The following is a 25,985-nucleotide window of genomic DNA, read 5'->3' as shown; positions in this document are numbered from 1 at the left end:
GGCCGGGCGGACGAGGATCCCGGAGGCGGCCGTGTCGTACGGCGGCGTCCGGGACGCCCTTCACGGCTGGCGTGCCGTGCGTTCGACGAACCGGGACGCAGTGCCGCCCTCGGGCCCGTCTAGTCGGGCAGGCAGCCGCCGAAGCCGGGTGGCCCGGCCAAAGGGCCGGGTGGCCCATGGCCCAGCCGGCGCCGACGGCCCAACCTGGAGCTGACCGGTCCATCCGCTTCCCGGAGGCGCGCCATGAACGCTCCCCTCACCACGATGTTGCCGCGGGCGCTGCCTGCCGAGCACCGGCAGATGCTCATGGAGACCGCCCGCGAGGTGGCGTTCACGATGGGCACCCGCCTCTTCCAGGAGGGCGGTCACGCCGACCGCTTCTGGATCATCCGGACCGGCACGATCGACCTCGACATGCGGGTGCCGGGCCGCCGGGCGGCCGTCATCGACTCCCTCGGCCACAACGAACTCGTCGGCTGGTCCTGGCTGTTCGCCCCGCACGTCTGGCACCTGGGTGCGCAGGCCGCGACTCCGGTGCGGGCCCATGAGTTCGACGCGACGCTCGTCCACGCGATGTGCGCCGAAGACCCGGAGTTCGGCCGGAGCATCGCACAGTGGGTGGGCGAGGTCGTCGCGCACCGGCTGCGCACGGCCCGCACCAAGCTCCTCGACCTGTACGCGCCCTACGGCAGCGGAGGCATGCGATGACCGCGACAGACGCCCCGCACGTGGTCGGGGACGTGATGACCCGCGCCGTGGTTACCGTCGGCACCGGCACCGCGTTCAAGGACGTCGTGCGCACGCTGCAGGAGCGCAGGGTCAGCGCGCTACCCGTACTGGACGGCTCCGCACGGGTCCTCGGGATCGTCTCGGAGGCGGATCTGCTGCCGAAGGAGGAGTTCCGCGACAGTGACCCGGACCGCCACACCCAGCTGCGCCGGTTGTCCGACCTCGCCAAGGCCGGATCCGTGACCGCCGAGGAGCTGATGACCTCGCCCGCCCTGACCGTGACCGAGGACGCCACGCTCGCCCAGACCGCCCGCATCATGGCGCGAGCCCGCGTGAAGCGGCTGCCCGTCGTCGACGGCTCCGGCCGGCTCATCGGGATCGTCAGCCGATCCGACCTGCTGAAAGGGTTCCTGCGGAACGACGAAGACATCGCCGAGCAGATACGGCGTGAGGTCATCGCCTCTCTCCTGCCCTCTCCGGCGTCCGCGGTCCGCGTGACGGTGTGCGACGGCGTCGTAGTGCTCGCCGGACGGGTGCGCGACCGAACCCTGGTGCCGGTCGCCGCGCGCCTGGTGAGGGCCGTGGAAGGAGTCGTGGACGTGCGGTTCGAGTTGGAGGAGCCCGCCGCGTCCCGCCGGACCTGACAGCGTCTGGCCGCCGTTCCGGCTGGACCAGGGCGGCGACGAACCGGAGGCAACGGCATGATCACCGCTCTTGTGCGGATGGGCGTGTTACTCGACGCCGGTGTCCTCGCCGTCGTGCTCAGCAGCCGGCCGACGTCACTGTACCGATGGCGGCGCCGATACGCCTTTGGGGCCGGCAGAAGTCTGACGCCCTCCCTGACGGACGGGGTGAGCCGTGCGAGGCCGGTGCACGTGCACGCAGGCGCCGCGGAAAGAACGAGGAGGTGCCCGAATGCGTTCCCATGACAGTACGCGTCCGCGGTTGATCCGGACAGACCAACCGGACCGAGCCCAGTTCCCAGGCCCCGAGCAGGACTTGGGGGCACCGATCACGTCGGCCGATGAGGGCTCGGCCATCGAGGTGCTCGCCGGTCGGGTTCGGTTGGCCGCGCGGCTCAGTCTGGCCGACGCCGACCGGGCCGTGGTGGTTCTGGCTCCAGGGGGACCCGGCACTCCGGCCGACCGGTATCTCGCCCGAGCGCTGCGCCGGGCCGGGTTCGGCACCATGGTGACGGACTTGCTCACCGAGGACGAGGCGAGCTGCCGTCACGACGTCTTCGATGTGGCGCTGCTGGCCGGCCGTCTGCGCTCTGCCGCCCTGTGGCTGCACAGGCAGACCGGGCTTCCGTATGCGTATCTCGCCGCCGACACGGGAGCGGCGGCCGCGCTGGAGGCGGTGGCTCCGGGCCTGTTCGCGATCGTGTCACGTGGCGGGCGTCCCGACCTCGCCTCTCCGGCCGCGCTTGCCGGTGTGCGCGTGCCCGTCCTGTTCGTCGTGGGGTCGCTCGACACCCGTGTGCTCGGCCTGAGTCGACTCGCCGTCGACTGGATGCGCTGCGAGCACCGGATCGCCGTGGTCCCGGGCGCCACCCACCTGCTGACCGGGGTCCCGGCCCTGGCGGCGGTCGCCGACCTGGCCCTCGACTGGTTGTGGACGCGGTCACCGCAGGCGGCGAGCGGGGCAAGACCGAGCCCGGTCTGAAAGACACCACACCGCGGTGGCACCCGTCCCACCGCTCCGCCCCGTCACAGCAGGCACCGACCACACCGGTTGCTGCCCGGATCTCCGTCCTGCCGGCGGCTTCCGGACAGCAGACGTTCGACCCGGACCAGGACGCCGAGAGCACGACCACCCGGCGTCTCGGGGCACCGCCCTCTTCCGCGCGCCGGGTACCCGACAGGGCCGAGCAGGGCCGAACGGCCCCTAGGGCGGAGGGGAATCCGCCCTCACGTGCTGTCCAGGCCGTACATGGTGCGGCCGCCGACGAGCTCACGCGCCCGTCACCAGTTCCGACGAGACTTGGATGAAGACCTCCTGCCCCGAGGGCACCCAGGACCACGGGCCGGTGCGCACCAGGCGCTCGTGCTCGGCGGGATCCGTGACCACCGAGGCCGCTCCGGTGACGACCACGCTCCAGCCGCTCTGCCGGGCGACGTCGATCTCGTCGACCTCGAACGCGACCACGGTGCCGTCGACCGCGCGCACGAGTTCCGACGCGGCGGAGGTGGGCAACACGACCGTCCCGTCGGCGTCCAGACAGAAGTCGACCGGGAGGACGGCGGGCAGCGCGCCCCGGGTGTGGACGATGCGGCCGACGGGCACCTTCGCCGTCAGCCGGAGACATTCCTGCCGGTCCAGTTCACGAAATTCGTCGGTACATGCGGTGTCCGTCTCTGACCTGGCGGCCGTCCGTCAGACCGTGATCCGGCGTCCGCTGATGCCGGTCGCGTCGATGCGCAGCCACAGCGGGCGGTCTCCGCCGGCCCAGGGCTCGCCGTGAGCCCGCTCGGCCAGCCGGCGCACCTCGTCGGGGTCGGTGACCGCCCGAGCCGTACCCCGCACGAGGACGCTCCAGCCGCGGCTGAACGCCTCGTCGATGCGGTCGACCTCGAAGGCGACCCGGCGGCCCGCCGCCCGGGCGGGTGTCGCGTGCGGGCCGGTACGGAAGACGACGGTGCCATCCACGACGCTGTAGTTGACCGGCACGATGGCCGGTCCCTCGACCGTGGGCACCGCGATCCGGCCCACCCCGTGGGTGCCGAGCAGCGCCCAGCACTCCTCGGCGTCCAGCCGACGGAGGTCGGCGCCGCGGACGGCCCTGCCGGGCCCCGGCGGCCGCTCGGCGTTGCCTCCGGCCAGCTCGGTCACCGTGGTCTCCAGCACTCCGGCCAGCCGAAGCAGCGTGCCGGCGCTGGGTACCGCGTCGGGGTGCTCCTCGAGGTGGCGCAGGTAACCCGTGGCCATGCCCGCGCGGGCGGCCGTCTCCTCCCGGGTCAGTCCGAGCTGGGTACGGCGCAGTGCGAGGCGCCGTCCGAGGTCGCTCAACGGGATTTCACGCACCGGGCCCGGCACGATGTGCTGCTCGCCCATGGTGCTCACTTCCTTTCCTCAGGCCGCGCGGACAGCCAGTTCCGTGGGCGGTTGCCCGCCGAGTACCACCTTGAGCGCGCCGCTCTGCGCCGCCCGGCCGAAAACGTCGTACGCCTCCTCCATGCGCTCCAGCTGGAAGGTGTGGGTGACCAGCTCCGATGTGGGCAGCCGGCCCGCCGCCGCCATGCGCAGCAGGGTGGGCGTGGAGTGGGTGTCGACCAGGCCGGTGGTGATGGTCACGTTCTTGATCCACAGGTCTTCGAGGTGCAGCGTGGCGGGCTTGCCGTGCACGCCCACGTTGGCCACGCATCCGCCCGGTCGGACCATGCGGGTGCACAGCTCGAAGGTCTCCGGTATGCCGACGGCCTCGACGACGACATCGGCGCCGAGTCCGTCCGTCAGGTGTGCGGTGAGCTCTTCGGGGGCCTCCGCCGGGTCCGCGACCGCGTCGCCCAGACGCCGGGCGGCCTCGCGGCGGGCGGCGGACGGATCCACGGCAATGATGCGCTCGGGTGAGCAGAGCCGCGCGGTGGCGATCGCGGCGAGGCCGATGGGGCCGGCACCCACGACGGCGACGGCGTCGCCGGGCCGTACGCGCCCGTTGAGAACGCCCACCTCGTAGGCGGTCGGGAAGATGTCAGCGAGCAGTACCGCGTCCCGGTCGGTGAGCGTCTCGGGCAACGGGTGCACGGAGAGGTCGGCGAAGGGCACGACGTATTCGGCCTGAGTCCCGTCGATCAGATGGCCGAGGATCCAGCCCCCACCGCCCCGGCACTGGCCGTACATCGCCCTGCGGCAGTAGAGGCACCGGCCACAAACGGTGATGCAGGAGACGAGGACCCGGTCACCCGGCCGTACGGTGCGCAGGTCGGTGCCGCAGATGGTGACACAGTCCACCCGTACGACCGCATCGGCCGGCTCCTTCACGACCGGGTCCGGCACATCCTGCCAGGAGGACTGGCCGGGGGCGTGGAAGACGTAACCCTTCATGACGATCCTTCTCCTCCGCGATGCGGAAGTTGCCCCGTGCCTCCAGCCTCCACGGGCCGTGGGCGTGCCGCTTGGGCCGGTCGGCCCTGGTCCCAGGCCGACGGACCCCAGCGCCGGGTAGGCGCCCTCCATGCCCTGATGGCCCAGCAGTAGGGCCGACCGGCCCTTTCGGGGGACCTGTGCTACCCGGTTGTCTCTGCTTATGGACGAAACCCATCCCACGGGCGCACCAGAGCGCGGTCTCGGCATCGTCGGTGGCACGACGCTGGTGGAACTCCGTGGCGAGCTCGACGTGCTCGCGGCCCCCTCCCTGGCCGCGCGTCTGGACAAGCTGACAGGGAGCTGCCGGCCCGACGTCGTGCTCGACCTGCGCGGGGTGTCCTTCATCGACTGCTCCGGGCTGGGCGTGCTGTGCCGGGCGAGGAACCGTGTTCTCGCCCGCTGGGGCAGGCTGCGGCTGATCTCCGACGATCCGGAGTTCCTGCGGATCTTGCGGTACGCACGCCTCGCGGACGTCTTCGAAGTCCATGCCGGTCCGCCGGTGACACTGCGCCTTGGCCCGTCGCCGGCTGTGACGGTGCGACACGGGTGCTCAACGTGAGCCGCGGCACGACGACGTCCTGGAGGCGTGGCTCGTGCGCCAGGGGTGCGGTGTCCTTGCCCCCCTGGGGTCAGCAGCCACCGCTTGTCGTGTACTCGGTGATCGACGAATCACCGTCAGTGGGCTGGGGTTGATCTACTACGAAGTCGACAGGGCGGAACGAACCCGCGACGTCGCCTGGTCGACGACACCGGCTGGGCTGCTCCCCTGCCCCGCTGGTACCGCCGCCCGTTGGGCTCTTCGCCAGCCGCACGACGCCGTCCGGGCGCCCTGTGCCGTACTGCGCGACGGGTGGGCCGGCTTCCCCTACCCGGTGAGGCCGGTCCGCCCGTCGCGCAGGGTCTACCGGACCGGGGCCGTGGTCGTCCTGGGTGTGATCGGTTCGATGCCGGTCAGGGTGGGGACGACCTTCCGGATGAGGCCGTCCGGGGCGTAGCGCAGCCGGTCGATGGTGACCTCCCGGTGGGTGCCGTCGCCGCCCGGGATCGCGAAGCGGTGGTAGGCGATGTACCAGTCGTCCGTGCCGGGGATCTGGATCACCGAGTGGTGACCGGTGCCCAGGATGCCGCGCGTGGGGTCCTTGGAGAGGATCACGCCGTGGTTGCGCAGACCGTCCATGAGTGGGCTGGTGCCGGTGGCGTACCCGACGCGGTAGTCGTCGCTGCGGGTGTCGTCGATGGACCAGCTCAGGTAGTAGACGCCGTCGCGCTTGTGCATGAACAGGCCCTCGCGGAAGCCCTCCAGGCCCGTCAGGCGCTTGATCTTCGCCGGATCGTAAGAGGTCATGTCGGGGTTGAGGGGTACGACGTAGGCGTTGCCGTTGCCCCAGTAGAGGTAGGACTGCCCGTCGTCGTCGGTGAAGACGGCGGGGTCGATGGCCTGGCCGCCGTCGGGGTTCGCGGCGACGAGGGGCTTGCCGGAGTCGGTGAAGGGTCCTGTCGGCTTGTCCGAGACGGCCACGCCGATCTTGGCGTCGGCGCAGAAGTAGAGGTAGTACTTGCCGTTCTTCTCGGTCGCGGCGGGGGCCCAGGCCCTGCTGTCCGCCCACGCGACGTCGGGCCCCAGGTCGAGGATCACCGGGTGCTCGGTCCAGTGGACGAGGTCCTTGCTGGACCAGGTTTTGAACGTGGAGCCGCTCCAGCCTGGGTAGCCGTCGCTGGTCGCGTAGATGTAGTAGGTGTCGCCGAAGCGCACGATGTTCGGGTCGGCGTTGTAGCCGGGCAGGGACGGGCTGCCCATCACCTCGGCGCGTACGGTCCAGGTGCGCACGGTGTGGTCGGCCGCGCGGACCCGGTAGGTCACGGGGGACGTGAAGTCGTGGACGCTGCCGTTGGCCGGCTCCACCCGGCTGGTGCCCGCCACGCCGAACCGCGGCGCGAGACGGCGTACGTCGGTCCCGGGCTTGACCGGCAGCAGCACCGTGGAGGCGGCCGAGTCGATCACGGCGGGGACCTTCAGTGCGGCCAGGTCGACCGAGGTGATCTCCGTGCGGTTGCCGGGCAGTTCGCGCACCTCGTCGGCGTTCAGGGCCCGGTTCCAGAGGGAGAAGCCGCGCATCGACCCCTTGAAGTACTTGTCGCTCGCGTACAGCGAGCGGCCGAGCTGGTTGGCGGTGGTCCGGCCGCCGCCGATGTCGCCGGGGCGGAGGGTGACGGCGTCGTTGCGCGCCACCTCGGTGCCGTCGAGGTAGAGGCGTGCCGTTGTGCCGCCGAGGGTGTAGGTGAGGGTGTGCCAGCTGCCGCGCGGCAGGTTCCGGGTGCCCGCGGTCTGTTCCGTGCTCCAGTTGCCGGTCGTCAGGGAGGTCCGGTAGCCGTCGCCGGTCGTGAAGAGGTAGCCGTTCCCGCTTCCGTCGGCGGAGTTGCCCAGCCCCCACAGCCAGTAGGGCGTTGCCTGGTCGGGGTCGATGTTCACCTCGGTGGAGACCGTGAGGGCGTCCAGGCCGTTCATCAGGTTGTCCGGCAGGGCGACATAGCCGTTGGTGCCGCCGAAGTCGGCGGCGTCCGCGGTGCGGCTGATGTCACCGTGCACGACGGCGTCGTAGCCGTGGCCGGTGTCGTCCGGCACGCGCGTGCCGCTGCCGCCGAGGCGGTACGACGCGACGAGTCCGTGCTCGTCCGCGGTGAGGGGCTGCGGCACGCCGCGCAGCCGGTCCATCTCGGCCTGGGTGACGGGCAGGACGGTGCCGTGGCGGGGGCTGGCGGGCAGTTGGTACCCGGTGGACATCGTCCACTTCCCGGAGGCCAGGTCGGTGGTCTCGAAGGGGACGTAGCCGCGGCCGCCGAACTCGTCGATGAACAAGTACCACTTGTTCTCGGTGTTCGACTTGAAGACGGTCGGTCCCTCGCCCTGACTGATGCCGGGGTGGGTGGCGTCGCCCTTGCCGATGCACTCCGAGACGAAGTCCCAGTCGGTGTTCAGCAGACGGGTGGACTTCTCCTCGATGACGAACTTGCTGCAGGGGGTGGAGGAGGTGTTGTTCCGTTCGTCCTTGGTCAGCCGGTAGTAGGTGTCGCCGTCCTTGATGACGGTGGAGTCGATCACCGAGTAGCCGGGGTCCTTCCACACGCGGGGCGCGGAGAACGTGCGGAAGTCGCGTGTGGTGGCGTACATCATGCGGTTGTAGCTGTTGCCGGTGTGGGCGGTGTCGGCCGGGTCGTACAGCTTGGACGCCCAGAAGACGACGTAGGAACCGCGGTTGTCGTCCCAGTACGCCTCGGGCGCCCAGGTGTTCCCGGCGCTGTCGTCCGAGACCTTGACGTGGCGCTGGTCGGACCAGTGGATCAGGTCGGTGGACTCCCACACCTCCAGGTACTTGCTTCCGGTGCGCTGGGCGGCGTCCCAGTTGCCGTTGCCGTAGATCCTCAGGTCGGTGGCGATGAGGTAGAACCTGTCGCCCTCGGGGGAACGGATGACGAAGGGGTCGCGCACGCCCTTGTCGCCGAGGGTGGAGGTGAGCACGGGCTTGCCGCCGTTGAGCTCGTCCCAGTGCAGGGGGTCGTTGCCGCGGCTGACCGCGGAGTGGATCTGCTCGCCGTCGGAGCGGCCCTCGCCGGTGAAGTACTCGAAGAGATAGCCCTCGTACGGCTCCTTCTTCGGCAGGGGGCGCACGGTCAGGTCGAAGGCCCGCTTGGCCTGGGCCTCGCCGAGGCGCACGGTCGCGGTCAGCCGCACGGCGCGGGTGGGCTCCCCGTAGGCGGGGCGGTGGACTTCGCCCGTGGGGGTGACGGTCCTCGGGTCGGTCGACTTCCAGGCGATGCGGGTGCCGTGGCGCCCGGTGGTGGGCAGGGGGAGGTTGCCGCGGACGTCGTCGGCGTCCCGGACGGTGAGGGCGGCGGCGGCCTCCGTGACCTTCGCGCGGTCTGCGGCGGTCTCGCCGTTCTGCGCTGCCGCCGGCGGGCCGTCGGCGGTCCCGGCCTTGGCCGGTGCGGCTGTGAGCGCAAGGGCGAGCAGGCACATCAGCACCCCCGGGACCGCTCGCGCGGTCCAGGTGAGGCGGGGGTATGGATGGGGCATGGGCGGTTCCTTCCGGTGAGGGTCGTGGCACGCGTCCCGCCACGGGGGCGGCGGCGGGACGCGGCTGGTGCTCCATGCGGTGGCGGGTGAGGCCGGCGACTCAGCGCGTGACGGGCTTGGCGCGGCCCCAGGCCCAGGCGAGCCGGTCGGCTCCGGACTGGTTGGTCGTGGCGAGCCAGGGCCGTTCGGGATCTCCGACGAGCTTTTGCAGCGTGTACGTGTCGTCGGTGCGCAGGCCCGGCCAGTAGACGGCACCCATGCCGAGCTCGCGGAAGGTGTCGGTGACGGCCTGCACGTAGTTGACGAAGTTGTCGGAAGGGTCGGCCTTGTTGTAGTCCAGGCCGGTCGTCATGGGGGCGCCGAACTCGTCGGCGACGGTCCGGCCGGCACAGTCGCCGATGCGTTCCTTGAGGTCGGCGACCCACTGGTCGTAGGTGGCGTAACTCTTCCAGAACCCGTAGTGGTGCAGTGACAGGTGGGTTCCGCGCAGACGCGGGTCGGCGCACACGGTGGTGACGTGGTCGTTGTAGCCCGCTCCGCTGACGAAGACCCGCCCGCGCGGGACGTCGGGGTAGGTCGCCAGCCAGTTCGCGGCGATGTCGGCCCATTCGGTGTCGGTGTAGCCGTGGGGCTCGTTCATCGGCTCGAAGTAGACGCGTGCGTTGTCGGCGTAGGCGTGGACGACGGTGTCCCACATGGCCCGGTAGGTCCGGATGTCGTCGATCAGGCCGTCCTTGCGGGCGCCGGTTCCCTCCCAGTAGGAGACGATGACCTTGAAACCCTGTCGGGTGGCGGCGTCGATGACGCCTCGGTACGCGTCCCAGTAGGGGCCGTTGACGGTGTACGGGTTGATCGGCAGTCGTACGGTGTTGGCACCCAGGTTGGCGCGGAAGGCCGTGATCACGCGGGTGGCCTTGGCGTAGGTGTGGGCGTAGTCGTCCGACGTCGACAGGCCGGAGAGGACGACGGGGTCGTCGGCGAAGTTGTCCCGGGGGTCGGCCCAGTTGACGCCCCGGAACTCGGCGGTGTTCTGCTGCGGGGCCGCGGCGGCGGGGGCGCCGGTCGCGGTCGCGCCGACGGTGGCGACCAGAGCGGCGGCCGTCACCAGGGGCGCCCATCGGCCGGCGGCACGGCGACGGGTCTTGGGCAGGCGCATGTCAGTCCCTTTCGGTCGGTGTCGAGGCACCCGTCCCGCACATTGCGGGAGGGGCGGCCCAGCCGCCGCGCGGCGGCACGGACGGCCGGGCCTGTCGTGGCACACACGGTCTAGCTGCCGGAAGCTGTCAGAGGTGTGACCCTCCATCGCTGGTTGGAGCCGGAGTTGGGCGGCCAGGTGGTGACCGCGGCGCCCTCGCCGGTCGCCTGTCCCCCGACTTCCAGCAGGCGTCCGTCGGCGGCGTTGACCAGCGTCCAGGAGCCGTCGCCGGTGGTCGAGGCGATCCATTCGGTCGCCGCGTCGCGCCGGCCGGTGTCGGGTTCGGCGACCGGGACGTTGTCGCGGACCGCGAGGCGCTTGCCGTCCACGGCGCTGGTGAGGACGTACCGGGCGTCGCTCGCGCTGCCGGGGCGTACCTGGCTCAGCCGCCACTGCTGGGCGGTGGAGCCGCTGGGCGTGCCGATGACGAGGCTGGTGCCGTTGCCCGCGACGGTGACCGCCTTGCCGCTCTGCACCCCGGTGAGGGTGTAGGTGTGGCCCTTGCGCAGCAGCGGCGCGTCCTGCGCCACCCCGGAGACGCCCTTGACGACGAAGGAGGTCACGGACTGGGCGGGCACGGTGAAGGTGGCCCGGCCGTCCTCGACCCTGACTGCGCCCCGTACGGCGAGCTTGCCGTCGGCGCTGGTGACGACCGGCGTGACGGTGGCACCGCGGCCGATGCTGCGGAACTTCGTCAGGTCGAGGGTGACGCTGCGTGCGCTGGTGGTGCTGTTGACGTGCACCAGCGAGGCGCCCCTGCCGTCCTTGGTCACGGCGGCCGCGCTGGAGGTGTCGTCGACCTTGATCAGACGGTCACCGGGCTTGATGAAGTGGGTGAAGTTGCGTGCCGTGTCGAACTTGGTGTTGGTGCGGATCGGGCAGGTGCCGAGGGTGTCCGCGGAGGTGCAGCTGAACGGGAGCTGGATCTCGCCCCAGTTGCCGCCGGTGGCGGACTCGCCGCCGGGCTTCATGTTGTCGTAGTCCTCGACGGGCTGCCAGAACACCCAGGCCTGCGGCTCCAGTTCGCGCAGGTCGTCGACGATGTGCTGGGCGAGGCCGAGTCCGGGGCCCATGTCCGTGAAGCTCTGCCCGTCGCCCCAGTCGCCCTCGACCTCGCTCATCCAGAGCTTCTTGTCCGCCGCCTTGGCCAGGTCGCGGACGGTGGTGCGTTGCCCGGTGCCGTAGGTGTGGACGTTCATCTGGCCGACGAGGTCGCGGTCCTGGGTGGTGTAGGCGCTCCAGTTCTGCGCGAAGGTCGAGGGGTTGGTCTCATCCATGGCGGAGATCCGGGCGTGGGTCTTCGCCGCGCGCAGTGCCGGGGCCAGCGCCTGCAGCACCTTGCGCTGCATCGCGGGGCTCATGTGGGCGCCCTCCTGGCGGCCGCCGACGGGTCGGCCGTCCGTGCCGAGGCGGGTGCTCCAGTAGGGAGTGTTGGGCTCGTTGAACGGGTCGACGGTCTTGACCTTGATGCCGTGCGCCTTCTCCAGCCGCTCGGTGGCGCCGGCCAGGTAGGCGGCGTAGTCGTCGACCGACTCGGTCCTGAGCTGGTCGGCGGTGGCGTCGAAACCGCCGGAGACGTAGCCGGAGACCGTCATGAACCAGGGTGGGGAGTTGCTGAAGGTCTCCCAGTGGGTGATGTCGTTCTTGATGCGATCGACCCACCAGCGCTGCGTGGAGTCGGCGTCGTCGTTCCAGTCGGCCGGGTCGTCGGCGTTCCACCAGTTCGTGTCCGCGCGGGTGGTGCCGTCGGGTGCCTTCCACCAGCCCTGGACGGCGCCTCCGGCCCGCAGGTAGTCCTTGACGTCGGGGGCGTTGCCGCCGCCGACGTTGTAGCGGGCGATGTTCAGGCCGAGGCCGTCGTCGTCGAAGAGGAGGGCGGCGAGCCTGTCCCGTATCTCCGGCGGGTAGCCGCCGGTCACGTTGGCGAACCAGGCCAGGCTGGTGCCCCAGCCCTCGAACGGCTGCTGCTGGTAGGAGGGGTCGGGCCGGAGCGTGACGGAGGGGATGTCCGCGGCCTGTGCGGGGCTCGGGACCGAGACCAGGGCGGCCCCGGTGGCCAGGGCGGTGAGGCCGGCGGCGGTGAGCAGCCGTCTGCTGCGGGTGCGGCGTGCCATCGGTGTGCTCCCAACTGAAGGATGGTCGCGCTGACGTGGGCCCTCCCGCCCGCATCGGGGCAGGAGGGAACGGCCCGTGAGGAAGGCCTGTGCTGCCGTCCTCGAGGGGTTGAGCGAGAGAGGGTTCAGGCGAGCGGCTGGCGCAGTACGGCGACGGCCCGGGGCGCGAGCGTGAGGGTGCCGTCGTCGGAAAGGGTGCCGAGCAGCGCGTCACCGCCGAGACCGGGCACGGTGACCGTGGTGTCGGTGCGGTTGACGAGGAAGCGGAAGCGGGCGTCGGCGCCGCGGCGCACGGTCGTCTCGACGCGTCCGCGTGCCGCGGGAGGCAGGTCGCTGTGCACGCCGGCCGGTTCCAGCAGGCGCGGCAGGAGCGACGTGAGGCCGTCGGCGCCGAGCCGGGTGGAGACGTAGGTGGCCGAGCCGTTGCCCGTCGGGCGCCGTGTGACGGCGGGGCGCCCCTCGTACGCGCCGGAGCGGTAGTGGGCCAGGACCTCGGTGTCGGGGGCGGTGGTGGTGATCCGGTCGGTCCACAGCGTGCCGGTCACCGGACCGTCGAGGGCGACGTCGTCCCCGGTGAGGAGGGGACCGAACTCGTCGATGCGGATGCCGAGCAGGTCGCGCAGGGCGCCGGGGTAGCCGCCGAGCCACACGTGGTCGTTCTCGTCGACGATGCCCGAGAAGTAGGTGGTGACGAGGTGGCCACCCTGTTCGGTGTAGCGGGTGAGGGCCTTGGCGAGATCGGCCGGGACCAGGTGCAGCACCGGGGCGATCAGCACTTGGTGCCGGTGCAGGTCGCCGCCCGGGGTGACGAGGTCGGTGCGGACGCCGAGGGCGAGGAGGGCGGAGTACCAGTCGAGGGCCTCCTGCCGGTAGTCGAGCAGGGAGGTGGGGTGGGAGTCCTGCTCGCTCGCCCACCACGACTCCCAGTCGTAGAGGATGCCGACGGGGGCGGGCTCGCGTTCGCTGCCGGCGATCGGCGCGAGCGCCTTCAGGGTGGCGCCGAGTTCGCGGACCGCGCGGAACAGGTCGCTGTCCTCGCCGGCGTGCGGCACCATCGCGGAGTGGTACTTCTCCGCGCCGGCAGCGGACTGACGCCACTGGAAGAAGCACACCGCGTCGGCCCCGTGCGCAACGTGCAGCAGCGAGTCGCGGGCCAGGTCGCCGGGCTTCTTGGCCAGGTTGACGGGCTGCCAGTTGACCGCGCTGGTGGAGTGCTCCATCAGGAACCAGGGCCGGCCGCCGCTGATGCCGCTGGTGAGGTTGGCGGAGAAGGACAGCTCGTCGCGGTCCTGGGGCCCCGGGTGGACGTAGTGGTCGTTGGAGACGAAGTCGATCTCCGCGGCCCAGTCCGGGTAGTTCATGCCCTTGGTGCCGCCCATCACCATGAAGTTGGTGGTGACGGGGACGTCGGGGGTGATCTCCCGCAGGATCTCCCGCTCGGCGCGCAGATGGTCCTTGAGCGCGTCGGAGGAGAAGCGCTTGAAATCCAGCTGCTGGGTGGGGTTGGGGTGCGAGGCGGCCAGGCGCGGCGGGAGGATCTGCTCCCAGTCGGTGTAGCGCTGCGACCAGAACGCGGTGCCCCAGGCGTGGTTGAGCGCGTCCAGGGTGCCGTAGCGGGCACGCAGCCATTCGCGGAAGGTGCGGGCGGCGTCGTCGGAGTAGTCGTAGACGTTGTGGCAGCCCAGCTCGTTGTTGACGTGCCAGGCGACCAGCGCCGGATGGCCTGCGTACCGGGTCGCCAGCCGGCGCACCAGGTGCAGGGCGTGCCGGCGGAAGACGGGTGAGGTGGGACGCCAGTGCTGGCGCGCTCCCGGCCACAGGGTCTCGCCGGTGGCCGTCACCGGCAGGACTTCGGGGTGTGCGGTGGTGAGCCAGGGCGGCGGGGAGGCGGTGGCCGTGGCCAGGTCGACCCCGATCCCGCCCTTGTGCAGGAGGTCCATGACCTCGTCGAGCCAGCCGAAGTCCCAGGTGTCCGCGCCGGGTTGGAGGCGGGCCCAGGAGAAGATCCCCACGGAGACGAGGTTGACGCCGGCCTCGCGCATGAGGCGTACGTCGTCCCGCCAGACGGAGCGGGGCCACTGTTCGGGGTTGTAGTCGGCGCCGTAGAGGAGGCGTGGGATGCGGTCACCGTCCGTCCCGCGCGTTCGGGACAGGAGGGTGGAGATCATGGTGGTCCTTCCGGGAGGGGCCGCGGGCGGCCCGGAGAGCCGGGCACGCCGCGCCGGCGGTCACTTCTCGACGGTGAATCCCTGTTCGCTGCCGTACTTGACGGAGGCGTCCTGCCAGGTCTTCAGACCGTCGGCCAGCTTGGTGTTCGACACATAGGCCTTGCCGACGGTGTCGTTGAAGATCGAGTTGGCGTACACCTGGTACGGCAGGTACGACCAGTCGTCTGCGACGTTCGCGGCGGACTCGGCGAAGATCTTGTTGGCCTGCTGCCCGCCGAAGTAGGGGAAGGCGGTGTTCTGGAAGGCCGGGGAGTTGAGCTGCGCGACGGTCGCCGGGAAGGCTCCGCCCTTGACGCGGGTGTCGACGCCCTTGCCGGCGTTGGCGTACTCGACGAACGCGTAGGCCAGCGCCTCGTTCTTGCCGAGCTCGGGCAGGGTGAGGGCGCTGCCGCCGTTCTCCGCAGAGGCGTGGGCGCCGGCCGTCCACTGCGGCAGCGGGGCGACGCGCCAGTCGCCGGCGGCGTTCTTGACACCGGAGGCGAGGTTGGCGGGCATCCAGGCACCGATGGCCAGGGTCGCGATGGAGCCGTCGCCGAGACCCTTGTACCACTCGTCGGACCAGCTGGTGACGGGCGCGAGGAGCTTGTCGTCGAGGAGCTTCTGCCAGGTGCCGGTGTACTTCTTGGCACCCGCGTCCGCGAAGTCGATCTTCACCTTGGTGCCGTCGACCTTGTAGGGACGCGAACCGGCCTGCCACAGCATGCTGGTGGTGAAGCCGGCGTCGCCGGTGTCGTTCGTGATGTACGCCTTCGGGTCCGCCGCGTGCAGGGCGCGCGCCGCCGCCACGTACTCGTCCCAGGTCGTGGGTACCTTGATCTTGTACTTGTCGAAGACCTTCTTGTTGTAGAACAGCGCCATCGGGCCGGAGTCCATCGGCAGGCCGTAGATGCCCTCGCCGCCGGCCTTCACCCCGTTCCAGGGTCCCGGGGAGAAGGAGGTGGCGAGCTTGTCGGCGCCGAAGCCCTTGAGGTCGGTGAGCTGCTTGGTCAGCGCGTACTGGCCCATGGCGTAGTACTCGACCTGGGCGACGTCGGGGACGCCCTTCTTGGCGGACATGGCGTTCTGCAACGCCTTGTACTGGTCGTTGCCGGTGCCCGCGTTGACCAGGTTGACCTTGACGCCGGGATGGTCCTTCTCGAAGTCGCCGGCCACCTGCTTGAGGGTGGGCTCCCACGCCCAGACCGTGAGGGTGCCGCCCTTCTTCAGCGCGGCCTGGACGTCGGCCTCGGAGACGGACTTCTTCGCGTCCGAACCGCCGTCGCCGGAGCCACCGCACGCGGTGGCGCCGAGAGCGAGGGCGCAGAGGAGGCCGATGCCGCGCAGCAGGCGGCGGGAGTGCTTGTGCATGGACGTACTTCCACTTCTTGCCGAAACACCGACGGATGAGGGTTGAAAGACCGAGGCAGAGGCGAAGGGCGTGCGCCGGCTCGCTGCCGTAAGGAGCGGGACGTGCACCGGGTGCCGGCTCGCTGCCGGGAGCGGCGGGGCGGTCCGCCGGGGCGGGGGCGGCTCATTCCTTGACGCTTCCTGCCGCGAGCCCCGACTGCCAGTACTTCTGCAGCATCAGGAACGCGGCGATCAGCGGGACGATGGTGATGAGTGAGCCGGTGACCACCAGGTTGAACACGGGCTGGCCGCCGGCGGTCGCGGCCTGCGCGTTCCAGCTGTTGAGGCCGAGGGTCAGCGGGTACCAGTCCGGATCCTTGATCATGATCAGCGGAAGGAAGTAGTTGTTCCAGGTGGCGACCATGGTGAACAGCGAGACCGTGACGATGCCCGGCGCCAGCAGCGGCAGGGCCACCTGGAAGAAGATGCGGATCTCGCTCGCGCCGTCCATGCGGGCCGCCTCCAGCAGCTCCGTCGGGATGGCCTCACCGGCGAACACCCACATCAGGTACAAGCCGAACGGAGAGATCAGCGAGGGGATGATCACTGCCCACGGGGTGTTGGTGAGTCCCATGTTGCTGAACATCAGGAAGGTCGGCACCGCCAGCGCGGTCCCCGGCACGGCGACGGCGCCGATGACGACGGCGAAGACGGCGCGGCGCCCGGGGAAGGCGAACTTGGCCAGCGCGTAACCGCCGAGCACCGCGAGGAAGGTGGCGCCCCCCGCGCCCACCACGACGTAGAGCACGGTGTTGAGCAGCCAGCGGGTGAAGACACCGTCGTTGTAGGTGAACGTCTCCGTGATGTTGTCCCACAGGGCGAAGTCGCCGTCGAACCACAGGCCGGACGAACGGGACAGCCCCTCCTGCGTCTTGGTCGCGCTGATGACCAACCAGAGCAGCGGGACCAGGGTGTACAGCAGCACCAGGGCGGTGAGCACGGTCAGCAGGACGCTGCGCCGGGGCCGGCCGGCGGCGGGACGGCGCCGGGTCGAGCGAAGGCGGGGCACGGCTCCGGCCGGGCGCGGCCGCTGGGTCACGGAGCCGGACGAGGCGGCGGTGGTCGTGACAGTCATCGCTGCCTCACGCTCCCTTGCGCATGCCGCGCAGCTGCACGACATAGGCGATGACCATGGTGATCAGGCCCATGACGATGGCGACCGTCGCGGAGTAGTTCTGCTGCTGGCCCGAGAACGACAGCGAGTACGTGTAGAAGTTCGGGGTGTAGTCCGTGGTGATCGCGTTGGGGGCGAGCTTCTGCAGCACACTCGGCTCGTTGAAGAGCTGGAAGCTGCCGATGATGGAGAAGATCGTCGCGATGACGAGGGCTCCGCGGATCGCGGGCAGCTTGATGGCGGTGATGACACGGATCTGCCCGGCTCCGTCGATCTCGGCCGCTTCGTAGAGGGAGTGCGGGACGACACGCAGCGCCGAGTAGAAGATCAGCATGTTGTAGCCGACGAACTCCCAGGTCACGATGTTGCCGATGGAGGCGAGGACCAGGTCCGGGGAGAGTGGATCGGGCAGCGTCAGGCCGAAGGCGTCGTTGATGTCGCCGACGAGGCCGAAGCGGGTGCCGTACATGAAGCCCCACATGAGCGTGGCGACCACGGCCGGTACCGCGTAGGGCAGGAAGATCGAGATACGGAAGAAGTTCTTGCCGTAGAGGCGTCCGCTGTCGAGGGCGAGCGCCACGAGCAGGGCGATGCCGAGCATGACCGGCACCTGGACGCACAGGAAGAGGGAGACCCGGCCGAGCGCGGCCCAGAAGTTCTTGTCCTGCAGCGCCGCGGTGTAGTTGTCGAGGCCGACGAACGTGGTGCCGCCGATGAGCTGGTCACGGAAGAGGCTGAGGTAGAGCGAGTAGGCGATCGGCGCGAGGAAGACGAGGGCGAAGACGACCACGAACGGGGCGATGAAGCCCCAGCCCGCCCAGGAGCGACGGTCCCGTCTGGTCGGGGGTGGCGCTGGCTGCGGCGCGGCAGCCGCCGCCGGTTGCAGCGTTGTCATGTCGTTCCTCGCACTTTCGGGATGTGGAACAAACGGCGGTGAATCGGCCTGGGCCCGGGGCCGGGCACGGGGCCCGCGTGGTGCACGTGGAGTACGTAAACGTGGCGTCGCGGCGTGACCCCGCACTGTTATGTTTACGTAAACATCCGACGGCGGCATGTCTACCGTGCCGGCTGATGCCGGTCAATAGTCCCGTCGCGAGCGAGAGGCGGGAGCCCGCTCCCCCGCCGCGGGATCCGGCGGCCGCCGACGCTGCCAACTCCCGGGCCGGGGAGGGTCGTACGAGCGGGAAGCCTCACGCCAGGCTTGTCCCGAGGGACCGATCGAATGTTATGTTTACGTAAACACCCCTGATGGCTGCGAGACTGCGGCGTCAGTGGCGGTCGAGTGGTTCGAGTGGTCTGCCACGGTGAACCGTCACTCGAACCACGACGGGAAGGCGGCTGACGGCCCGTGGACATGGCTACGACACGTCCGGCGCACACGGACGGCTCCGAGGCCGCCGCAGCCTCAGGCGACGCGGAGGGCACGGCTGGGGCCGGGGGCACCGCTGCGGCCGGGGGCACGGACAGTGCCGCTACGGCCGGCGGCCGCAGGCGGGCGCGGCGCGGCCCCCGCACCGCCTCCATGGCGGATGTCGCCCGTCTCGCCGGCGTCTCCTCCCAGACGGTCTCCCGGGTGTCCAACGGCTATGCCGGTGTCAACGAGGAGACCCGCCGCGCGGTGCTCGACGCGATGAAGGAACTCGGATATCGCCCCAACAGCGCGGCCCGCGCGCTCAAGCGGGGCGAGTTCCGCACCATCGGCGTCATCACGTTCACGCTCGCCACCACCGGCAATGTGCGCACGCTCGAGGCGATCGCCACCTCCGCGGCGCAGGAAGGGTACGCGGTCACGCTGCTGCCGGTCGCCGTGCCCACCCAGGACGAGGTGCGCGGGGCGTTCTCCCGGCTGGAGGAACTCGCCGTCGACGCCGTGATCGTCATCATGGAGGTCCACCTCCTGGACGCGGCGACGATCACCCTGCCCCCGCACGTGCAGGTGGTGGTCGTCGACTCCGACGCCGGTGACCGCTACACCGTGGTCGACACCGACCAGGCCGGCGGCACCCGCGCGGCGGTGCGGCACCTCCTCGGCCTCGGGCACGAGACCGTCTGGCACCTCGCGGGCCCCGAGGGCTCCTTCGCCGCCCAGCGCCGCACCGACGCCTGGCGCGCGGTCCTCACCGAGTCCGGACGCGTCCCGCCGCCGCCGGTCCAGGGCGACTGGTCGACGGAGTCCGGCTACCATGCGGGACGGGAACTCGCGCGGCGGGAGGACTGTACGGCGGTCTTCGTGGCCAACGACCAGATGGCGCTCGGCCTGCAGCGCGCCCTGCACGAACACGGCCGGCGTGTCCCCGAGGACGTCAGCGTCGTCGGTTTCGACGACATCCCCGAGGCCGCGCACTTCCTGCCCCCGCTGACGACCGTCCACCAGGACTTCGCGGAGGTGGGACGGCTCTGCGTGGAGGCCGCCTTGCGCAAGGTGCGCGGCGAGGGCGCGGACCGCGGCACCACGCTGGTGCCGACCCGGCTGGTGGTGCGCGACAGCACGGCACCGCCGCCGATGCGGGAGACCGGGTCGAAGGGCATGCCCGGGACCGGGAAATAGGTGTTGATGAAGGGGCACCTGCGGTGGCTGCGCCCGCTGCACACCCTCCGCGGCCGACACGCCGGCCGAGTCCTGCGCGCGACGGTGGCCGACCATCTGCCGGGCCCGTCCGCAGACGCCGCCGGACTTCCTGCAGGAACTGGTCAACAACCGCCACGCGGACGGTCGGCCGGCCCCGGACGACCTACTCGTGAGCCAGGCACTCGGGCTGGTGCAGGCGGGGTTCATGGCGACCGGGGTCCGGCTCGCCTGGGCGACTGGCTGACCCGGGGACGCGTCCCGAACACCAGACCGCGATCCGGGTGAACGCGACGGGCTCACGCGGAAGGTCCCCCTCACCATCCAAGGTCTGGCCTTTGGTGCCAGGCAGTGCCGGGCAGGGAATCACCGGGTGGGAACGAAGCAGTGCTCGGATCATCCGGCATGGGGCGCGCCGCCAACCCCGTTGCCCGCACGGCATCGAGTCTTCCGTCCGCCTCGGCCCGCACCGCTGGATCGTCGAGCGCACGGTCGGCTGGCTTCGCGGATTCCGCCGTCTGCTCCGCCGCCACGAGCGCAAGGCTGAGCACTTCCTCGCCTTGACCGGCATCCCCGCAACTTTGATCGGCCACCGCCGACTCCCTGCCAGACCGGGCGGGGCGGGAAGCGCGCGAAGGAGAATGGCCCCCGTGAGCAGAGAGAACGAGCACCGAGCCGTCGTAGCCCGGCTGTGGCAGGAGCACCTGGACGCGAAGTTCCCCGCCGGATTGCGCGGTGCGGAACTGATGGGCATCGACATGGTGATGCTGGACGCGGACGTCGCCGGATGCGTGTCGGCATGGCGGGCCAACAGCAGCGCTCTCGACCCAAACCGCCGCCGGATTCTGCACAACTGCATCGCCGACCTGGACATGGTCTTGCCCGTGCTCACCACTGCGGAAGACTTCCGGTACTACCAGCGCCTGCGTCACCTCGCTGTGCTCACATCAGAGGCCGGCTCATAGCTCGCCACATGCAACGACCACGGCCTATTGCGCAGCTGGCTGTGGCCGGTGACGGTGATGCCGCCGGCGTGCGCGTACAGCCACCGCCCTTGCAGCAGCGCGGCGCCAATTCGGGGTGCGCCCGGCAGGGATCAGGGGAGCATCACGCAGTGGTTCTCGATGAACCGGCCGCTGCGGTCGAGGCCGCCGCAGACGGCAAGCCTCGGGTAGGCCCTGATCTCCCGGTTGACGACGAACCGCCAGCGCGAGACGTTCGCCTTGCTCCCTCGGTAGTCGCCGACGAAGGCGCGCAGTGTCCCTGGCAGGCCGTCCTTGGTGGTGACGGTGATGTCCTGGACGTAGTCGCGGCCCTGATATGCGGTAGCGACGCAGATGTAGCTGCCGCAGGTGGACTTCACCTCGGCGCCTGCCGGTGGTGCGGTCACCAACAGCAGCGTGCCGACGGCAGCCAGGCCGGCGCCGACCGTTGTAAGCCTGCGCCATGTGGACGATGCGCGCCGGGCTGCACTGCGGCTGTAGAGCATTGATCCTCCTCGTGTGCCTGCGTTGCGAGATCACCTGACTCCGAACTGTGGCGAAGCGGCGCGGATCGGGCAAGGGGGCATCGGTTCGTCCAGGAGCACGAGGGGGGCGCAACGGGGGTATTGGTCGGGCGCCAGAACCGCCACTCCGCATGGCGTCGATCCATCCTCGGCGGGCCAGCGCCGCTGGCCGACGACCTGTTCGTCGTCCCGGTCCTCCCCCGGCACGTTCCGCGGCGGAAGCCGCGGGCAGCCGTTCGTCCTCGCTCTCCTCAACGACCAGGGAGCGGATCGGGCGCCTGCACGGCTTGCACGAGTGGCGCGGCAGCGCCTTCACCGGCAATTGCCGGCTGCCCAGCGGCGGCGCGAACAAGCCGGTATGGCTGTGGTGGTCAGGCACCGGTAACACCAAGGCGCGTGTCAACCGCTGCCGGCACGCCCGCACCGGAGACATCGCGAGCGACGACAGCGCACCCGCAGCCGGGCACAGTCGGCCCATCGCGTGGCGACGACGGCGACCGAAAGAACCTCCCGGCCTGATCCCGGCACCGGACCTCAAGGAGGGATGCCTCTCCGGCCCCTGAGCCTGACGACCACCGCAAGGTGATCTGCCCCGACGGCCCGGCAGCCACCCACGGCAACGCGGACTACGCCTGCAGCTACAACTCCCTCGGCATGCCCCGCGTCACGACCGGCGGCATGAACAAGATCGGCACCGCCCGGCCCGCGAGGCGGGCCGGGCCGCGGTCAGGCCACCGGATCCAGGAAGGTCAGCACCGAGGCGTCCTCCTCGATCAGCGGCGCGAGTTCGGTGTTGAACGGCGCACCGTACGGGGCCGTCAGGTGCGCCTGGAAGGCGTCCTCGTCCCGGTACGTCTCGAAGATCCAGTAGGAGCGCGGACTCGACGCCTTGGTGTAGACGTCGAAGGCGAGGTTGCCGTCTTCCTCGCGTACCTTCCGGGCGTACTCCAGGATCAGGCGGGCGACCTCGTCCTCCGCGCCCTCGCGTGCGGTGAACTCGGCGAGCAGGGTCTTGTTCACGGGTGGTGTCCTCCTTGGTCGGGTGTGATGTGAGGATCAGTCGCGGTAGGAGTCGAGCTGCCAGACACGGGCCCGGTCCAGCTTCACCGAGCCGTTCTCGGCGAAGACCTGCACTCCCTGACTGTCGGGGTCGGGGAAGATCTGGTCGGTGATCACTGCTTCGCCCCTGCCGCCGAAGACCTCGACGGACGACCAGTCGACGAGGATCCGCAGTTTCACCTTGCCGTTCCTGGCCTGCAGCGGTGCTCGCTGGGCGCCGGGGAAGGTGCTGTTGAAGTCCACGGCACCGGAGCGGGTGCGGTCGACGTACAGCTCCTGGGTCGTGGTGTCGTAGCCGATGACGGTCTCCTCGCCTCGGGCGCCGGTGCGCACCTTCAGGCCGAACCGTTCGGCGTCCTCGAGCGAGAAGGTCGCCTCGATGTCGAGCGCTTTGCCCTTTGCCGCGGGACCGATCAGGGGCTTCGAGGTGCCGTTGACGGTGACGTCGGCCGCCGTCGCCGGGCGCTTCTCCCGGAGGGACTCCAGGCTGCGCACCGGCGTGCTGGTCAGCCGGATTCGGCCGTTGACGGTGCGCAGGGCCATCTCCCGGGGGACGCTCTGCGCGCCACGCCAGGGGGAGGTGGGGATGGCGCCGCCGTAGTCCCAGTTGTTCATCCAGCCGACCATGTAGCGCTTGCCGCCCGGGGCGTCCTCCCAGGACACCGCCGCGTAGTAGTCCTTGCCGTAGTCGGCCCAGTCGGCGCGCTGCACGACCGACTTGGCGGGCTTGTCGGCTTCGGTGAACTGATCGGCCATGATGTGGCCCCAGCCGGCGGTGTTCATGTCGACGACCTGGATCTGCGCCTTCTTGCCGAGGTAGGGGTGCAGGTCGAAGGAGGCCCAGTCAAGGGTCTCGCTGTTGGAGCCGGTGGCGCTGCGGACGACCTCGCCGTCGACGATCAGGTTGACCGACGTCTCCTGGGAGACGGGCTGGGCCTTGGTGTCGGAGAGCATGATGTGGTCGACGTTGAGGTGGCCCCAGCCGCCGGTGTTGTCGTCGACGATCCTTATCTGCGCCTTCTTGCCGGCGAGGTCGCCGACGTCCCAGGAAGACCAGTTGAGTGCCTCGGCGTCCTTTCCGGTGGCGCTGCGCACCACTTGACCGTCGACGAGGAGTTCGAGGGCGGTGGGATTGGCGGAGCCGGCGGGGTGGTTGCCGCCGCCGATGAGGAAGTTGATGTGGTTCTTGTCGATGGTGAATTCGGGGGAGGTGAGGGTGCCGGTGGTGGCGTCACCGTTCAGGTAGGTGTCGACCAGGCCGTTGCCCAGGAAGCCGGAGACTTCTTGCTGGTCGGGGAGGGTGCTGGTGGCCGGTGCGGTGCCGAAGGCGTCTCCCGTCTTCGTCCAGTCGCCGTAGGTGCCGCCTTCGAAGTCGGCGAGGACCGTGCCTGCGGGTGGTGGCCCTTGCTCCATCACGGTTCCGGGCTCGTGCGGGTGCCGTCCGCCGCCGATTTCGAAGTTCAGATAGGGGCCGGCAACGGTGAATTCGGGTGAGGTGAGGGTGCCGGTGGCGGCGTCGCCCGCGTGAAAGCTGTTGGCGAGGCCCTTGCCGTCGTAGCCGTCGACCGTACCCTGACCGTCCAGCGCCCCGGCTGCCGGCGCCTGGCCGAACGCGGTGCCGGTGGTCGTCCACGCGCCGAAGTCGCCGCTCTCGAAGTCCTGCACGACCTGGCCGGCGGGCGGGGTGTAGGTGCCCTTGTCCTCGGCGGTGAACTTCCTTCCGTCGAAGTCGCCGATGAAGTACTGGGCGGCCGAACCGCCTGCGATTCCACCGGGGTTGATATTGACGACCAGCACCCACTTGATGTTGTTCTCGTCCCCGTCGACCGCGAGGGGGAACAGGTCGGGGCACTCCCACACGCCACCGGTCGCGCCGGCCGGCCCGAACTCGCTGAGCTGGTTCCAGTCCCTGAGGTTCTTGGACGAGTAGAACCGCACCTTGTGCTCGGTGGACAGCGACACCGTCATCAGCCAGCTCTTGGTCGGCGCGTACCACTGGACCTTGGGGTCGCGGAACTCTGTGGAGCCGATGTCGATGACGGGATTGCCCTGGTACTTGGTCCAGGTGCGGCCGCGGTCGGTGCTGTAGGCGAGCGACTGGGCCTGCTTGCCGCCGTTCTTGTAGGCGCTGGTGTAGATCGCCACCATGGGCGGGTTCTTCTTCGTGCCGAACCCGGTGGTGTTGTTCCAGTCGACGACCGCACTCCCGGAGAACACCATCTCCTTGTCGTCGTGCGACAGGGCGAGCGGCAGCTCCTTCCAGTGCACGAGGTCCGTGCTCACCGCGTGCCCCCAGGACATGTCACCCCAGGAGTTGCCGTTCGGGTTGTGCTGGTAGAAGAGGTGATACTCACCCTTGTAGTACACGAGGCCGTTGGGGTCGTTCATCCAGTTCTTCTCCGGGGTGAAGTGGAACTGGGGGCGATAGGTCTCGGCGTAGGGCGGGGTGTCGGCAGCCACGGCCTGAGGGGCCAGTGAGGCGGCGGACAGAGCGCAGACGGCTGCGACCGCCGCGATCAGCCGAGTGCGGGCATGAGGGGATACGCGTCCAGAGCTCATGGTGTCTCCTGTGCTGCGGCCGTCCGCGCTGCGGAGCCTGCTGCCCGGCAGGGGCGGACCGAAAAGTGACGCCTCGTCGGCACCGTCGTCCGCCGGCACCTTGCAAGGCGGTGTCATCGTTGACTTGTGTCATCGATGACATCGAGTGGCCCGATGATGAAGGCAATCCGGCCACTGCGTCAACGGTGCGAGCCTGACTGTCCCGCGCGGCCTGGCTGACCGTTCACGCACGCCCGGCTGCCGCGAGCTGCGCCGGCTCGCTCTGCCACGGCGGGTTGGGACCCGCGACGGAGCAGGTCAGGGCCGCGACCCGGGTGGCGAACCGGCAGGCTTCGGCGACGTCGTCGAGGCGTATTTCCTTCAGCCGTCCGCCGAGGAGGCCGCGGGCCCCGAGGTGGTGCAGCAGCCCGGCCGTGAAGGAGTCCCCCGCCCCGACCGTGTCGACGACCCGTGTCGCAACGGCGGGAACCTGCAGCCGTTCGCCGTCGAGTGAGGCCAGGGCGCCGTCGGCACCGCGCGTGATCACGACGAGCCGCGCCCCGGCCGCGTGCCAGATGTCGCACGCCTGCTCGGGCGGCGTGCCAGGGAGCAGGAGCTCCAGGTCGTCCTCGCTCAGCCGGAGCACATCGGCGAGGTCGCACCAGCGCGCCAGCCGGGCGCGGTAGACCTCGGGCCCCACCAGCAGTGGCCGGACGTTGGGGTCGATGCTGATGGTCGCCCGAGGGGCCGCCGCGGCCAGGAAATCCTCCACCACCGCCGCTCCGGGCTCCCGGACCAAGGCGAGGGATCCGGTGTGCACACAGCCTGTCTCGGACAGGTCCACCCCTGCCAGTTCCTCGGCCGTCCACTGCCAGTCGGCCGTGGCCTGTGCATGGAAGGAGAAGGCGGCCTGCCCCTCGGCGTCCAGCTCCGCCACCGCCAGCGTGCTGGGTTCCGCGGCCGCGACCGCGCTCGACAGGTCCACCCCGGACGCCTCCAGGTGGGCCCGGAAGAGGCGGCCGAACACATCGCCGGACAGCCTCGCGAGGAAGCGTGCCGGGGTGCCGAGGCGGGCCAGGGCGACGGCCGTGTTCGCAGGCCCGCCGCCGGGCAGCACTCGCAGGGCGAGTTCGTACGAGGCGCTTGCGGGTCCGGTGAACGCGTCCGCGACGCACTCCCCCAGGACGGTGATCTGGCGCGGGCTCATGGGCTGCTCTTCTCTGCGAATGCACGGGCGAAGCGGGCACGGACCGGGCGTCCGCCGCGACCGTTACGGACTTGTGTCGGGTGCAAGGCATTGACGTTGCCGGGAGACGGAGTCCATCATCCTCGGCAAGCAGTGTCAACGATGACATAAGTCAACGATGACACCCGGAGACGGCGTGCTCCGA

Annotated in this window: 19 protein-coding genes and 2 pseudogenes; 7 read left to right on the top strand and 14 right to left on the bottom strand. The window is 70.3% G+C overall.

Annotated elements, in window-relative coordinates; all coding sequences use genetic code 11:
- The first annotated feature begins 243 nt into the window (after positions 1 to 243).
- The 3 genes from ACF1GV_RS30995 to ACF1GV_RS30985 all read left to right on the top strand — a co-directional run bounded on the left by ACF1GV_RS30995 (position 244) and on the right by ACF1GV_RS30985 (position 2,394).
- Positions 244 to 708 carry a cyclic nucleotide-binding domain-containing protein gene (locus tag ACF1GV_RS30995; protein WP_391687105.1) on the top strand — a complete coding sequence of 155 codons (465 nt, stop codon included), beginning with the start codon at positions 244 to 246 and terminating at the stop codon, positions 706 to 708.
- Positions 705 to 1,373: a CBS domain-containing protein gene (locus ACF1GV_RS30990; protein ID WP_391687102.1), complete on the top strand. Its 669-nt coding sequence runs from the start codon at positions 705 to 707 to the stop codon at positions 1,371 to 1,373. The genes ACF1GV_RS30995 and ACF1GV_RS30990 overlap by 4 nt, the downstream gene beginning before the upstream one ends.
- Before the next feature lie 355 nt (positions 1,374 to 1,728).
- Positions 1,729 to 2,394, top strand: coding sequence for an alpha/beta hydrolase (locus ACF1GV_RS30985; protein ID WP_391687099.1), 666 nt, complete (start codon positions 1,729 to 1,731; stop codon positions 2,392 to 2,394).
- A gap of 245 nt (positions 2,395 to 2,639) precedes the next feature.
- On the opposite strand, the pseudogene ACF1GV_RS30980 reads toward ACF1GV_RS30985, so the two are convergent.
- The 3 genes and pseudogenes from ACF1GV_RS30980 to ACF1GV_RS30970 all read right to left on the bottom strand — a co-directional run bounded on the left by ACF1GV_RS30980 (position 2,640) and on the right by ACF1GV_RS30970 (position 4,773).
- Positions 2,640 to 3,051 (bottom strand): annotated as a pseudogene (locus tag ACF1GV_RS30980) (pyridoxamine 5'-phosphate oxidase family protein).
- 54 nt (positions 3,052 to 3,105) lie between these two features.
- Positions 3,106 to 3,783: a helix-turn-helix domain-containing protein gene (locus ACF1GV_RS30975; protein ID WP_391687096.1), complete on the bottom strand. Its 678-nt coding sequence runs from the start codon at positions 3,781 to 3,783 to the stop codon at positions 3,106 to 3,108.
- Between the two features lie 18 nt (positions 3,784 to 3,801).
- Positions 3,802 to 4,773, bottom strand: coding sequence for a zinc-binding dehydrogenase (locus ACF1GV_RS30970; protein ID WP_391687093.1), 972 nt, complete (start codon positions 4,771 to 4,773; stop codon positions 3,802 to 3,804).
- A 202-nt stretch (positions 4,774 to 4,975) separates the two neighbouring features.
- Between ACF1GV_RS30970 and ACF1GV_RS30965 the strand changes: the two genes are divergently transcribed.
- A complete protein-coding gene (locus tag ACF1GV_RS30965) occupies positions 4,976 to 5,374 on the top strand; it encodes an STAS domain-containing protein (RefSeq protein WP_391687090.1) in 399 nt (132 codons plus the stop codon).
- A 342-nt stretch (positions 5,375 to 5,716) separates the two neighbouring features.
- Here the strand turns inward: ACF1GV_RS30965 and ACF1GV_RS30960 are convergent, their stop codons facing one another.
- The 7 genes from ACF1GV_RS30960 to ACF1GV_RS30930 form a co-directional block, all read right to left on the bottom strand.
- Positions 5,717 to 8,887: a family 43 glycosylhydrolase gene (locus ACF1GV_RS30960; RefSeq protein ID WP_391687086.1), complete on the bottom strand. Its 3,171-nt coding sequence runs from the start codon at positions 8,885 to 8,887 to the stop codon at positions 5,717 to 5,719.
- Positions 8,888 to 8,987: 100 nt separating this feature from the next.
- Positions 8,988 to 10,043 carry a glycoside hydrolase family 5 protein gene (locus ACF1GV_RS30955; RefSeq protein WP_391687083.1) on the bottom strand — a complete coding sequence of 352 codons (1,056 nt, stop codon included), beginning with the start codon at positions 10,041 to 10,043 and terminating at the stop codon, positions 8,988 to 8,990.
- Positions 10,044 to 10,153: 110 nt separating this feature from the next.
- Positions 10,154 to 12,196, bottom strand: coding sequence for a glycoside hydrolase (locus tag ACF1GV_RS30950; protein ID WP_391687080.1), 2,043 nt, complete (start codon positions 12,194 to 12,196; stop codon positions 10,154 to 10,156).
- 125 nt (positions 12,197 to 12,321) lie between these two features.
- Positions 12,322 to 14,364 carry a beta-galactosidase gene (locus tag ACF1GV_RS30945; RefSeq protein ID WP_391687077.1) on the bottom strand — a complete coding sequence of 681 codons (2,043 nt, stop codon included), beginning with the start codon at positions 14,362 to 14,364 and terminating at the stop codon, positions 12,322 to 12,324.
- Between the two features lie 60 nt (positions 14,365 to 14,424).
- Complete coding sequence (locus ACF1GV_RS30940; RefSeq protein ID WP_391687074.1) at positions 14,425 to 15,771, bottom strand: extracellular solute-binding protein; 1,347 nt, start codon at positions 15,769 to 15,771, stop codon at positions 14,425 to 14,427.
- A gap of 163 nt (positions 15,772 to 15,934) precedes the next feature.
- Positions 15,935 to 16,885, bottom strand: a complete 951-nt coding sequence (locus ACF1GV_RS30935) for a carbohydrate ABC transporter permease (RefSeq protein WP_391687071.1) — start codon at positions 16,883 to 16,885, stop codon at positions 15,935 to 15,937.
- Positions 16,886 to 16,892: 7 nt separating this feature from the next.
- Positions 16,893 to 17,819, bottom strand: coding sequence for a carbohydrate ABC transporter permease (locus tag ACF1GV_RS30930; RefSeq protein WP_391687068.1), 927 nt, complete (start codon positions 17,817 to 17,819; stop codon positions 16,893 to 16,895).
- Between the two features lie 627 nt (positions 17,820 to 18,446).
- Between ACF1GV_RS30930 and ACF1GV_RS30925 the strand changes: the two genes are divergently transcribed.
- From ACF1GV_RS30925 to ACF1GV_RS30915, 3 genes and pseudogenes are all read left to right on the top strand, one after another.
- Positions 18,447 to 19,472, top strand: a complete 1,026-nt coding sequence (locus ACF1GV_RS30925; RefSeq protein ID WP_391687065.1) for a LacI family DNA-binding transcriptional regulator — start codon at positions 18,447 to 18,449, stop codon at positions 19,470 to 19,472.
- A gap of 455 nt (positions 19,473 to 19,927) precedes the next feature.
- Positions 19,928 to 20,092 (top strand): annotated as a pseudogene (locus ACF1GV_RS30920) (IS5/IS1182 family transposase); the annotation flags it as partial.
- A gap of 39 nt (positions 20,093 to 20,131) precedes the next feature.
- Positions 20,132 to 20,455: a hypothetical protein gene (locus ACF1GV_RS30915; RefSeq protein WP_391687329.1), complete on the top strand. Its 324-nt coding sequence runs from the start codon at positions 20,132 to 20,134 to the stop codon at positions 20,453 to 20,455.
- Positions 20,456 to 20,586: 131 nt separating this feature from the next.
- On the opposite strand, the gene ACF1GV_RS30910 is transcribed toward ACF1GV_RS30915, so the two are convergent.
- The 4 genes from ACF1GV_RS30910 to ACF1GV_RS30895 form a co-directional block, all read right to left on the bottom strand.
- Complete coding sequence (locus tag ACF1GV_RS30910) at positions 20,587 to 20,880, bottom strand: hypothetical protein (protein ID WP_391687062.1); 294 nt, start codon at positions 20,878 to 20,880, stop codon at positions 20,587 to 20,589.
- An 843-nt stretch (positions 20,881 to 21,723) separates the two neighbouring features.
- On the bottom strand, positions 21,724 to 22,017 hold the full coding sequence (locus ACF1GV_RS30905) for a putative quinol monooxygenase (RefSeq protein WP_391687059.1): 294 nt from the start codon (positions 22,015 to 22,017) through the stop codon (positions 21,724 to 21,726).
- A gap of 36 nt (positions 22,018 to 22,053) precedes the next feature.
- The gene (locus ACF1GV_RS30900; protein ID WP_391687056.1) at positions 22,054 to 24,615 is read right to left on the bottom strand and encodes a GH32 C-terminal domain-containing protein; all 2,562 of its coding nucleotides are present in this window, start codon (positions 24,613 to 24,615) and stop codon (positions 22,054 to 22,056) included.
- Between the two features lie 223 nt (positions 24,616 to 24,838).
- Entirely contained in the window at positions 24,839 to 25,801 is a 963-nt protein-coding gene (locus ACF1GV_RS30895) for a carbohydrate kinase (RefSeq protein ID WP_391687053.1), read from the bottom strand.
- Positions 25,802 to 25,985 lie beyond the last annotated feature (184 nt).

It is taken from the genome of Streptomyces sp. NPDC014006 (assembly GCF_043088925.1).
GTDB lineage: Bacteria > Actinomycetota > Actinomycetes > Streptomycetales > Streptomycetaceae > Streptomyces.
This window is presented reverse-complemented; position numbering and strand designations above follow the sequence as displayed.